The organism is Flavobacterium daejeonense DSM 17708, assembly GCF_000425425.1.
Lineage (GTDB): Bacteria > Bacteroidota > Bacteroidia > Flavobacteriales > Flavobacteriaceae > Flavobacterium > Flavobacterium daejeonense.
The window spans coordinates 37,492-49,359 of sequence record NZ_AUDK01000025.1; the positions used below are offsets into that span (position 1 = coordinate 37,492).

Below are 11,868 nucleotides of genomic sequence, written 5' to 3' on the forward strand. Positions count from 1 at the left end.
TTATGCCTTTTTAAATGACTTTAGTCAAAAAATTATTTTTCTATTTCCTTCATGCTATCCATTTTCTTATGCGCCAGGAATCCGGAAATATCCTCAAAATGCTCCACTACCCTTTTGTTTCCAAATTCGAAAACTTTAGTTGCCAAACCATCCAGGAAGTCACGGTCATGAGAAACTAAAATCAAAGTTCCGTCAAAATCACGCAACGCATCCTTGATAATATCTTTAGTTTTCATATCCAGGTGATTCGAAGGCTCATCCAGAATTAATAAATTCACCGGTTCCAACAATAATTTAATCATTGCCAAACGTGTTTTTTCACCTCCCGAAAGTACTTTTACCTTCTTCGTAATATCATCACCCTGAAACATAAAAGCGCCCAAAATATTTTTAATTTGAGTACGAATATCCCCCACAGCAATATTATCGATTGTTTCAAAAATAGTAGCGTTTTCATCCAACAACGAAGCCTGATTTTGAGCAAAATAACCAATTTGAGCATTATGACCAATCTCAACGCTACCGCCATCAATCCCTATTTCTTTCATGACAGCCTTAATCATTGTTGATTTTCCTTCTCCGTTTTTCCCCACAAAAGCTACTTTTTGCCCTCTTTCGATAACAATATTAGCATCTTTAAAAACCACATGATTTCCGTAAGATTTTGCCAAATCCTTCACCACCACCGGATATTGTCCGGAACGCGCTGCCGGTGGAAATTTTAATCGCAAAGCCGAAGTATCTACCTCATCGACCTGAACAATTTCTAATTTCTCCAACATTCTTACACGCGACTGCACCGCATCGGTTTTAGAGAAAGTCCCTTTGAATCGTTCTATAAAAGCACGATTATCCGCAATCATTTTCTGTTGCTCATCATACGCTTTTTGCTGATGAATTCGGCGTTCTTTTCGTAATTCCAAATAATGAGAATACTTCGCTTTATAATCATAAATACGTCCCATTGTTACTTCGATGGTACGATTCGTAATATTATCTACAAAAGCTCTATCGTGAGAAATTACCACAACCGCCTTAGCTGAATTAATTAAAAAATCCTCTAACCATTGAATACTTTCAATATCCATGTGGTTCGTAGGCTCATCCAGCAAAATCAAATCCGGTTTGCGTAATAAAATTTTAGCCAATTCGATACGCATTCTCCAGCCTCCTGAAAACTCAGAAGTTTTTCGATCAAAATCAGCAGCCACAAATCCTAATCCTTTTAAAACTTTTTCAACTTCAGCCTCATAATTTATTTCTTCAATCGCATAAAATTTCTCGCTTAAATCAGAAACTCGCTCAATCAGCTTCATATACTCATCACTTTCATAATCAGTACGTACCGTCAATTGCTCATTGATTTCATCAATTTCAGCTTTCATAGAAAAAACTTCAGAAAACGCTTTTGAAGCTTCTTCTTTAACCGTTGCCGTATCGGTTGTTAACAAATTCTGTGGTAAATAAGCCACAACAGCTTCTTTAGGCACTGCTACATTTCCCGTAGAAGGCTTAGAATTTCCGGCTATAATTTTCAACAAAGTTGATTTTCCTGCACCATTTTTACCCATCAGGGCTATTTTATCATTCTCATTAATAGCAAAAGAAACATCACTAAACAAAGTTGTGCCTCCAAACTGTACCGAGATATCGTTGATTGTAATCATTATATAAAGTTAGAAGTTAGAGATCGGAAGTCCCGTCCTCAATAAATTTAAAAGCTGCAAAGATAAATGAATTAAGTGATTTGCCATCATAAAAAAAAAACTTCCGATACAGTTAAAAATCTGCCATCGGAAGTTCTCAAAAAAAGTTTGTAATTTTTACTGCTCTTTTTCCTTATCCTTATTTAATGTATTCCAAATATGCGCATTAGAAACACCTATTGTTTCAGGAATAAACACCGGATCAATCCCTTCTTTTTTCTGTTTTTCATAATCCGACAATGATTTCAGAGCCGGTTTTTGCAACAATATAATAGCAATAATATTAAACCAGGCCATCAAACCTACACCTAAATCACCCATTGCCCATGCCAATGTAGCCTGATTGATCGAACCATACATAATAACAACCATCATTACTACTTTTAAAACATAATAAAATCGAGGCGATTCTACTTTTCTGGTCAAATAGGATATATTCGTTTCGGCGATATAGTAGTAAGCAATAACCGTAGTAAAAGCGAAAAAAAACAATGCCGTAGCCACAAAATAAGAACCAAAACCCGGAAAAACAGTATCCATAGCGCTTTGCGTATAAGCCGGCCCTACAGCCACATCCACACCATGATATAAAAATTCCGACGCTCCATTAGTTCCAAAAAGCGGATTTTGAACATTATACATTCCGGTTATCAAAATCATAAATCCGGTAGCCGAACAAACAAACAAAGTATCGATATAAACTGAAAAAGACTGCACTAACCCTTGTTTAGCCGGATGCGAAACATTAGCCGCAGCAGCAATATGAGGCGCTGTTCCCTGTCCGGCTTCATTAGAATAAATTCCGCGTTTCACTCCCCACTGAATTGCCAATCCAAATACAGCTCCAAAACCTGCTTCCAAATCAAAAGCACATTTAAAAATCAAACTAATTACGCCAACCAACTGATCATAGTTAACTACAATAATTATTAAAGCCAGTAAAATATAACCAATCGCCATAAACGGAACCACATATTCTGTAAATCGGGCAATCCTCTTTACCCCTCCAAAGACAATAGCTCCAAACAGAATTACCATTCCCAGACCCGAAATCCAGGTTTCTAAATGAAACGCATTTTTAACTCCTTCAGCAACTGAATTTGCCTGAACTCCCGGTAAAAAAACACCGGCTGAAATAACAGAAACGACCGCAAACAATACGGCAAACCATTTCATATTTAAACCTCTTTCAATATAAAAAGCGGGACCTCCTCTAAATTCCCCTAAATGTTTTTCTTTATAAATTTGAGCTAATGTTGCCTCTACATAAGCAGTACTCGCCCCTAAAAAAGCAACCAGCCACATCCAAAACATTGCTCCCGGCCCTCCAAAAGCAATAGCTGTAGCCACTCCGGCAATATTTCCGGTACCTACTCTTCCCGCCAAAGACATTGCCAAAGCCTGAAAAGAAGAAACTCCTGAATCGGTACTTTCTCCGTCAAATAAAAGACGCCACATTTCCTTAATATGTCGCAATTGCAAAAAACGGGTTCGTATCGAAAAATAAAGTCCGACACCCAGACACAAAACAATCAGAGCATTACTCCAAACTATTTCGTTTAAAAATTCTACAAGGTTTTTCATATGGTTGATTAATTTCCCATCAAAAAAACAACAAAGCATTCAGATTTCAAAGAATTTTTCAAAAATTATCAACTACAAATAAAAAAAATACTTTATCCCTTACAGATAAAGTATTTCTATTGATAAAATAAATTTCGAAAACAAATGAGAACTATTCTTTCCGCCACTTTTTAGTTATTTCAAAAACATGTTCCAAAATAGCAGCCTCTTTTTCATCAAATTCTATATTTCTTCTTCCCATAACCAACTTCGCTGTTTCGAAAGCTTTTTTGGTCACATAAGTGGTAAATCCTGCTGCTCCTCCCCAGGAAAAACTCGGAACAAAATTTCGCGGAAAACCGGCACCAAAAATATTAGCACTCACTCCTACAACTGTTCCGGTATTAAACATCGTATTAATTCCGCATTTACTATGATCTCCCATCATCAAACCACAAAACTGCAAGCCCGTTTTAGCAAAACCTTCAGTCTCGTAACTCCACAATCTAACCTCATCATAATTATTCTTTAAATTTGAATTATTACTATCAGCTCCAATATTACACCATTCTCCTAATACTGAATTCCCTAAAAAACCATCATGACCTTTATTAGAATGCGCAAATAAGACTGAATTGTTAATTTCTCCGCCTATTTTAGAATAAGGCCCTACAGTTGTTGGTCCGTAAATCTTAGCACTCATTTTTACAATCGCTCCTTCACACAAAGCAAATGGACCTCGAATTACTGTCCCTTCCATTATTTCAGCATCTTTTCCGATATAAATTGGTCCATTTGTAGCATTTAAAGTAACATATTCTAATTTAGCTCCGTCTTCAATATAAATATTTTCAGCAGCAATAACATTAACACTTTTAGGAATTGGCTGTGATTTTCGGTCTTCTGTCAAAAACTCAAAATCTTCACGGATAGCAGCTCCATTTTTAGAAAAAATATCCCAGGTATTCATAACCGTAATACAATCTTCATTGTATTCGATAATTTCATAATTATCGAAATTTACTTCTTCCTGACTGTCTTTGGTAAAAAAAGCAATCACTTCCTCTCCTTTAAAAATAGCCTGATTAGGTTCTAAGTTAGAAACCATTTCGGCCAAAAGCTCATTAGGAAGAAACGAAGCATTAATCATCACATTTTCTTCCAATTCCACCATCGGATATTTATCCGATAAATATTCTTCCGTTAAAGTAGTGATTGTAGAACCCAAATAACGCTCCCATTTCTGACGAATGGTCATAATTCCAATAAGAATATCAGCCACAGGACGGGTAAAAGTAAATGGCAACAAAGCATTTCGAGCCGGTCCGTCAAAAAGTATATAGTTCATATTATTGTCTGTTTTTTTTAAGTGGTAGTGTTTTTTGCCCGAGCCAAAGTTACAAAGATTGTCATAGATAAAAACAAAAAAACCTTCCAAATGGAAGGCTTATTTTATCAAGAAACAAATTAAAATTATTTAATGTGTTTAGCGTATTTAGTTTTGAATTTATCAATACGTCCTGCAGTATCGATAAGTTTAGATTTACCTGTGTAAAAAGGGTGTGAAGTTCTGGAGATCTCCATTTTTACAACTGGATACTCAACACCTTCATGTACAATTGTTTCTTTAGTCTCTGCTGTAGATTTAGTAATAAAAACATCATCATTAGACATGTCTTTGAATGCAACTAATCTGTAATTCTCTGGGTGAACACCTTTTTTCATCTTGAATCTTTTTTATTTGTTTGGTTATAATTTATTCCGAAGCTTTTCTTTTTTAGTGAAAAGGTGTAAACAAACTATAACTTTTTGTTTTTTAATTATTATTTTGAGGATGCAAAAATACAATTATTTTTCAATAAACAAATCTAATGTTTCATTTTTTTATATAATCTTCTAAAAACAGTTTTTTACACTTCTGTATAACGGGAATTACTATATTTGTTGCTTAATTGAAAGACGCGTAAAATGATACACGAAATCATCAAAAAAAACGGGATTACCTTTGGAATTATAACCGGATTAACTTCCGTTTTAATAACTACTTTTATCTATGCTGTTGATTTAAATTTATTTACCTCTCCCTGGATTGGTTTTAGCAATTTAGCCATCTATTTAGTTATAGCGATTGTTTTACTAATCAAAACCAAGAAAGAATTCCCGGGAATTTTTAGTTTCAAAGATGCTTTTACCACTTATTTTATTTCTGCATTAATCGGAATTGCGATTTCTGTTCTTTTCAACATCATTTTATTTAATTTAATTGATCCTGCTGCAAAAGACACCATTAAAGAATTAACCATTAAATATATGGTTTCAGCACTGGAGAAATTCAAAGCTCCGGCAGCTGCTATCAATAAAACTATTGCCGACTTAAAAGAAAACGATCAATTCTCTGTCACAGGATTACTAAAAGGTTCTTTATCCAATATTGTTTTTTGTACCATTTTTGGTTTAATTTTGGCGGCTTTCTTTAAAAGTAAATCCTCATCACAAGCATAAAATCGATGAACTTATCCATATTAATACCTCTTCTTAACGAAGAAGAATCACTTAAAGAACTTTATACCTGGATTATAAAAGTAATGCAGGAAAACCGCTATTCTTATGAAATTATTTTTCTGGATGACGGAAGTACCGACAAATCCTGGTCTATTATTCAAAGCTTTGCTACCGAAAATGTTCATGTAAAAGGCATTCGATTCATGAAAAATTTCGGAAAATCTCAGGCTTTACATGCTGGTTTTGCCAAAGCTCAGGGAGACGTCATCATTACTATGGATGCCGATTTACAGGACAGTCCGGAAGAAATTCCGGGATTATACGAAATGATTACCAAACAAAATTTCGATTTGGTTTCCGGATGGAAAAAGAAACGCTACGACTCAGTTGTGGCTAAAAATTTACCTTCCAAATTATTCAACTGGGCAGCACGAAAAACTTCCGGAGTAGAACTGAATGATTTTAACTGCGGATTAAAAGCCTACCGAAATGTTGTGGTAAAAAACATCGAAGTTTCAGGCGAAATGCACCGATACATTCCGGTTTTGGCTAAAAATGCCGGTTTTGGAAAAATTGGCGAAAAAGTAGTCCAACATCAGGCCAGAAAATACGGTGAAACTAAATTTGGCATGGAACGCTTCATAAATGGCTTTCTGGACTTGATTACTATTTGGTTTTTGTCTAGATTTGGTAAAAGACCTATGCATTTATTTGGAGCTATTGGCTCTTTGATGTTTGTAATCGGATTTTTATTAGCCGGATATATTGGTGTTTCTAAATTATACCACATGTACAACAACATGCGCTATAGTTTGGTAACAAACAATCCTTGGTTTTTCATTGCATTAACCACCATGATTTTAGGAACCCAATTATTCTTAGCCGGATTTTTAGGCGAAATTATTTTGCGTTCTAAAAGCAACGAGGAGCGCTATAAAATCTCTAACGAGATTAATTTCCTTTAAATCAAACTCAAAAAAAACTAAAAACAACTGAAAATAAAAAACTAAAAACGCGACAAAATGGAATTACAACAAAACATTTTAGATGCTGTTAAAGAATGGCAAAGCCCTTTATTTGATACAACCACACAAGAAATGCTAAACAAATTATTAGCTACTTCACCAAAAGAAATAGAAGAAAGCTTTTATAAAAATCTTGAGTTTGGTACAGGTGGTATGCGCGGTATTATGGGCGTAGGAAACAACCGAATTAACAAATACACCCTAGGAAAAAGCACTCAGGGACTTTCAAACTATTTAAAATCTGTTTTTCCAAACCAACCCATAAAAGCGGTTATTGCTTTTGATTGTCGCCATAACAGTAAATCACTTGCCAAAGTAGTTGCAGATGTATTTTCGGCCAACGGAATTCAGGTTTATTTATTTTCAGATTTAAGACCTACACCGGAACTTTCTTTTGCATTAAGACATTTAGAATGCCAATGCGGAATTGTACTTACCGCATCACACAATCCGCCGGAATACAACGGATATAAAGTGTACTGGCAGGACGGAGGTCAAATTGTTCCTCCGGAAGACGAAGCAATTATCAATGCGATTGAAAAATTAAATTACAACGAAATCAAATTTGACGCTAACGAAGATTTGATTCAATATATTGATAAAGAAATCGATCAGGCTTTCATAAAATCGACTATTGAAAATGCCAGTTTTGAAACACCACAACAAGCCAAAGACAACTTAAACATTGTTTTCACTTCGTTGCACGGAACTTCGATTACGGTTACTCCTGAAACTTTGGCTCAGGCAGGCTACAAAAATGTTCACATTGTTGAAGAACAAGCCGTTCCTAACGGAGATTTTCCTACAGTAAAATCACCAAATCCGGAAGAACCGGAAGCACTTACTTTAGCTTTAGAACTTGCTAATAAAACCAATGCTGATATCGTTATTGGAACCGATCCGGACTGCGACCGTTTAGGAATTGCCGTTAGAAACAACGAGGGACAAATGACCCTTTTGAACGGAAACCAAACTATGATTTTAATGACTGCCTTTTTATTAGAAAAATGGAAAAAAGCAGGCAAAATCAACGGAAAACAGTTTGTAGGTTCTACAATTGTTTCTACTCCTATGATTATGGAATTAGCTTCAGCTTACGGAGTAGGTTTCAAAGTAGGTTTAACCGGATTCAAATGGATTGCCAAAATGATTAAAGACTTCCCGGAATTACAATTCATTGGCGGAGGAGAAGAAAGTTTTGGATATATGGTAGGCGATGCCGTTCGTGATAAAGATGCTGTTGCGGCTACTTTATTAATCTGCGAAGTTGCCGCTCAGGCAAAAGCTAACGGAAGTACGGTTTACAAAGAGCTTTTAAATTTATACGCTGACCACGGATTCTTTAAAGAACACTTAGTTTCCTTGACTAAAAAAGGAATGGAAGGTTTACAGGAAATCAACCAAATGATGATTGATTTAAGAGAAAATCCACTAAAAGAAATCAACGGACAACGTGTCGTAATGATTGAAGATTACCAATCATCTATTGCTAAAAACTTACTGGACGATGAAGAATCTCAAATTGACATGCCAAAATCAAACGTATTGATTTATTACACGGAAGATGGTTCTAAAATTTGCGCCAGACCAAGCGGAACTGAGCCAAAAATAAAATTCTACATTAGCGTAAACACCGAACTGGACAGCGTTAATAACTTCGACGAAACAGAACAAATTTTAAACGAAAAAATAAAAAATATCATTGCTGAAATGCAATTAAAATAATGGATATCAATTTAAAAAAGCTTATTCCTTTTGTTTCAAAATATAAAAAACACATTTATTTAAATGTGTTTTTTAATATCTTCTATGCTTTATTCTCTACCCTGCTTATGGTATCCATGATACCTACACTAAATGTACTTTTTGGACTAAACAAAAAAGTGCATGAAGCTCCGGTTTACAAAGGAATTGGGCAAATAAAAGGCTATGCCGAGGAATATTTAAATTACAAAATCACTATACTTACTGAAGTTAATGGATTTAAAATTGCACTTCTGTTTGTAATTTCAATTATTATCATCACCGCTTTTTTAAAAAACGTAACCAATTATTTTGCTTCTTACCACGTTACCCGATTAAGAACCGGAGTTTTGAGAGATTTAAGAAAAAATTTATACGCCAAAATCATCAACCTGCCGGTTTCCTTCTATTCTGAAAAAAGAAAAGGAGACGTTATGGCCAGAATGTTAGGCGACATTAATGATGTCCAAAACTCTTTTTTTCAAATTTTAGAATTAGTTGTCCGCGAACCATTGACAATTATTTTTTCAATTGTAACAATGTTTATCATCAGTCCCACGCTGACTTTTTTTGTTTTTGGTTTTATTCCGGTTTCAGGAATTATCATTTCCCGAATTGGTAAAAACCTAAAAGCCAAATCGGTAAAAGCACAAAACGAAAACGGAATTTTCATTTCTATTTTAGACGAAACACTGGGCGGACTTAAAGTGGTGAAAGGATACAATGCCGAAAATTCTTTTATCGAAAAATTCAACAATTCCATCAACCGTCTGCTAAACCTTTCTAACAGCATTGGAAACAAAAACAACTTAGCTTCTCCGTTAAGCGAATTTCTGGGAATTGTTACCATTGCAGTATTATTATGGTTTGGAGCTCAGCTAGTAGTTGAAGAACATTCTATTTCTTCGGCTACCTTCATTACATATATTGCACTTGCTTACACTATTTTGACTCCTGCTAAATCCATTTCGAAAGCTTCTTATCAGGTAAAAACAGGATTGGCTGCTGCAGAAAGAGTTTTTACCCTTATGGACGAAGAAAACACTATTGTTGATTTACCAAATGCTGCCGAAAAAGAAACTTTTGAAGAAGCTATTCGTTTAGAAAACATCAATTTCCGTTACAAAAAAGACAATGTTTTAGACAATTTTTCATTAACCATCCCTAAAGGAAAAACAGTCGCCTTAGTAGGACAATCAGGTTCCGGAAAAAGTACCATTGCCAATTTACTGACCCGTTTTTATGATGTAAACGAAGGTAAAATCACTCTGGACGGGATTGACATTAAAAGTCTTAAAATGAAATCTCTTCGCGATTTGATGGGATTAGTTACTCAGGATTCTATTTTGTTCAATGATTCCATCAAAGCCAACATCGCCTTAGGAAAACCAAATGCAACTGACGAAGAAATTATTGAAGCCTTAAAAATTGCCAATGCTTACGAATTTGTAAAAGATTTGCCGGAAGGTATTCACACTAATGTAGGAGACAGCGGAAACCGACTTTCGGGAGGTCAAAAACAACGCCTTTCTATTGCCCGTGCTGTACTTAAAAATCCGCCAATTATGATTTTGGACGAAGCCACCTCCGCATTGGATACCGAAAGCGAAAAATTAGTTCAGCTGGCACTCGAAAACATGATGCAAAACCGTACTTCGGTTGTGATTGCGCACCGTCTTTCTACAATTCAAAAAGCAGATACAATTGTAGTTATGCAAAAAGGTAAAATTGTTGAGCAAGGTACACACGACGAATTAGTAACCTTAAACGGCACTTACAATAAACTCGTGATGATGCAATCTTTTGAATAAATAATTATAATTTAACATCAGCTTATTTTAGATTCAAAAACGAATCATACTTTTATAGTACCTTTTAAATTAAGAGAATGTATCAAAACAATCCAAATATCAAACTGCCTGAAAACACCGAAACAATCGTGTGGAAATATTTGGATTTGTCAAAATTTTTAGATTTACTGCTTTCGCAAAAATTATTCATGTCCCGTTCGGACAAGTTTGAAGACCAATACGAAGGCACTTTTAGCGAACCTACTTATGAAGAAATCAAGAAATTAGCGATTGATAATCCTGATTTCATTAACTATTATAAAACACATCGTGAAAAAGTTGCCATTAGCAGCTGGCACATTAATGAATATGAATCATTTGCCATGTGGCAAATTTTCACTCAAAACAGCGAAGGATTAGCTATTCAGTCCACCATCGGTCGTTTGCAAAAAGCGCTGCATCCTGAAACCAATTTTAAACAATACATTGGTGAGGTCAATTATATTGACTATAAAAAAGAATATATCCCTTTTGACGATACCTTCTTTCCCTTTTTATTTAAACGAAAAAGTTTTCAGTACGAACGGGAAGTACGCGTCATTACAGATGTTTCGAACGATAATATAAAATTAAATGACGGCTTAAAAATAAACGTGGACATCAACCAACTGATTGAGAAAATTTACATTCATCCCAAATCAGAAAACTGGTATAAGAATCTGGTGATCGAATTGGTAAAACAACTGGGATTTGATTTTACCATTGAAAAATCCGATTTAGAAAGTGATATTTTGATTTAAATCGGTTCGTAACTTTTCACTTCCCAATTAGCATCCAACAAATTGATATAATTATAATGCAACACATCATTTTTATCAAATTGTCCGTTTTTATTAGTGTCCTCTACCGTTCTAAAATACAAACGGTTTTTAGATTCAATCAAACTCCAATCGATTAACTCTTCAAAATCAGCTGAAATCTTTGTAAAATGTGTCCCGCTAATGTCACTTAAATACAAAGATTTAATATCACTGGTATCTAATTTTCCGTCTTTATTTGTATCGACATCATACATGGTATAAACCAAAATTTGTTTTTTGGTCTTATCAGCAACCGCTTTCAAATAAGTAGCCGTTAAAATCAATGCAGGTTTATCCGTTAACGAATGAATCGAATCAGAATCTATCTTTTGAAATTTTAAATTTTGTAAAAAACCCGTTACTTCCTCATCCCCTAAATTAGAAATAGTAAAACTCAAATCAATTACACTCGAAGAACCGTATTTTGCTTTCGCTCCTCTTTCATATACTCTTAAATCGCCCACAGGATGAATCAAATAATCCGTTCCTTCCATTTGAATTGGCAAATCGGCAATGGCAATTTGGGTAGAATCAACCTTAGAAACAGCTTTTTCTTTGGAAGCCGCATCATAAATCACTTTTGGTTTCTCCACTTCTTCTTTACAACTTACCAAAAGCAGGATGGCGATATTGATCAGGGCTATTTGTACAGTTTTCATAGGGCTGTGATATTAAAATA

The 11,868-nt window shown here is 34.9% G+C and carries 10 protein-coding genes; 5 read left to right on the forward strand and 5 right to left on the reverse strand.

Going from position 1 to position 11,868, the window contains the following annotated elements; translation table 11 throughout:
* Positions 1 to 32: 32 nt before the first annotated feature.
* The 4 genes from H599_RS0115570 to H599_RS0115585 all read right to left on the reverse strand — a co-directional run bounded on the left by H599_RS0115570 (position 33) and on the right by H599_RS0115585 (position 4,994).
* The gene (locus tag H599_RS0115570; protein ID WP_026714972.1) at positions 33 to 1,667 is read right to left on the reverse strand and encodes an ABC-F family ATP-binding cassette domain-containing protein; all 1,635 of its coding nucleotides are present in this window, start codon (positions 1,665 to 1,667) and stop codon (positions 33 to 35) included.
* A gap of 156 nt (positions 1,668 to 1,823) precedes the next feature.
* Positions 1,824 to 3,290: an alanine/glycine:cation symporter family protein gene (locus H599_RS19920; protein ID WP_035141780.1), complete on the reverse strand. Its 1,467-nt coding sequence runs from the start codon at positions 3,288 to 3,290 to the stop codon at positions 1,824 to 1,826.
* Positions 3,291 to 3,441: 151 nt separating this feature from the next.
* A complete protein-coding gene (locus H599_RS0115580) occupies positions 3,442 to 4,617 on the reverse strand; it encodes a GlmU family protein (RefSeq protein ID WP_026714973.1) in 1,176 nt (391 codons plus the stop codon).
* 125 nt (positions 4,618 to 4,742) lie between these two features.
* Positions 4,743 to 4,994 (reverse strand): type B 50S ribosomal protein L31, encoded by a 252-nt coding sequence (locus tag H599_RS0115585; protein ID WP_026714974.1) that lies wholly within the window; start codon positions 4,992 to 4,994, stop codon positions 4,743 to 4,745.
* 243 nt (positions 4,995 to 5,237) lie between these two features.
* Here H599_RS0115585 and H599_RS0115590 point away from each other — a divergent pair, with 243 nt between their 5' ends.
* The 5 genes from H599_RS0115590 (at position 5,238) to H599_RS0115610 (ending at position 11,129) form a co-directional block, all read left to right on the forward strand.
* Positions 5,238 to 5,771: a DUF4199 domain-containing protein gene (locus tag H599_RS0115590; RefSeq protein WP_026714975.1), complete on the forward strand. Its 534-nt coding sequence runs from the start codon at positions 5,238 to 5,240 to the stop codon at positions 5,769 to 5,771.
* 5 nt (positions 5,772 to 5,776) lie between these two features.
* Positions 5,777 to 6,736, forward strand: coding sequence for a glycosyltransferase family 2 protein (locus tag H599_RS0115595; protein WP_026714976.1), 960 nt, complete (start codon positions 5,777 to 5,779; stop codon positions 6,734 to 6,736).
* Between the two features lie 57 nt (positions 6,737 to 6,793).
* Entirely contained in the window at positions 6,794 to 8,521 is a 1,728-nt protein-coding gene (locus H599_RS0115600) for a phospho-sugar mutase (RefSeq protein WP_026714977.1), read from the forward strand.
* The gene (locus H599_RS0115605) at positions 8,521 to 10,350 is read left to right on the forward strand and encodes an ABC transporter ATP-binding protein (protein WP_026714978.1); all 1,830 of its coding nucleotides are present in this window, start codon (positions 8,521 to 8,523) and stop codon (positions 10,348 to 10,350) included. Before H599_RS0115600 ends, H599_RS0115605 begins: the two co-directional genes overlap by 1 nt.
* Before the next feature lie 77 nt (positions 10,351 to 10,427).
* On the forward strand, positions 10,428 to 11,129 hold the full coding sequence (locus tag H599_RS0115610; protein WP_026714979.1) for a hypothetical protein: 702 nt from the start codon (positions 10,428 to 10,430) through the stop codon (positions 11,127 to 11,129).
* Here H599_RS0115610 and H599_RS0115615 read toward each other — a convergent pair.
* Entirely contained in the window at positions 11,126 to 11,848 is a 723-nt protein-coding gene (locus H599_RS0115615; protein ID WP_026714980.1) for a CREC-EF hand family protein, read from the reverse strand. The genes H599_RS0115610 and H599_RS0115615 overlap by 4 nt on opposite strands.
* Between the last annotated feature and the right edge of the window lie 20 nt (positions 11,849 to 11,868).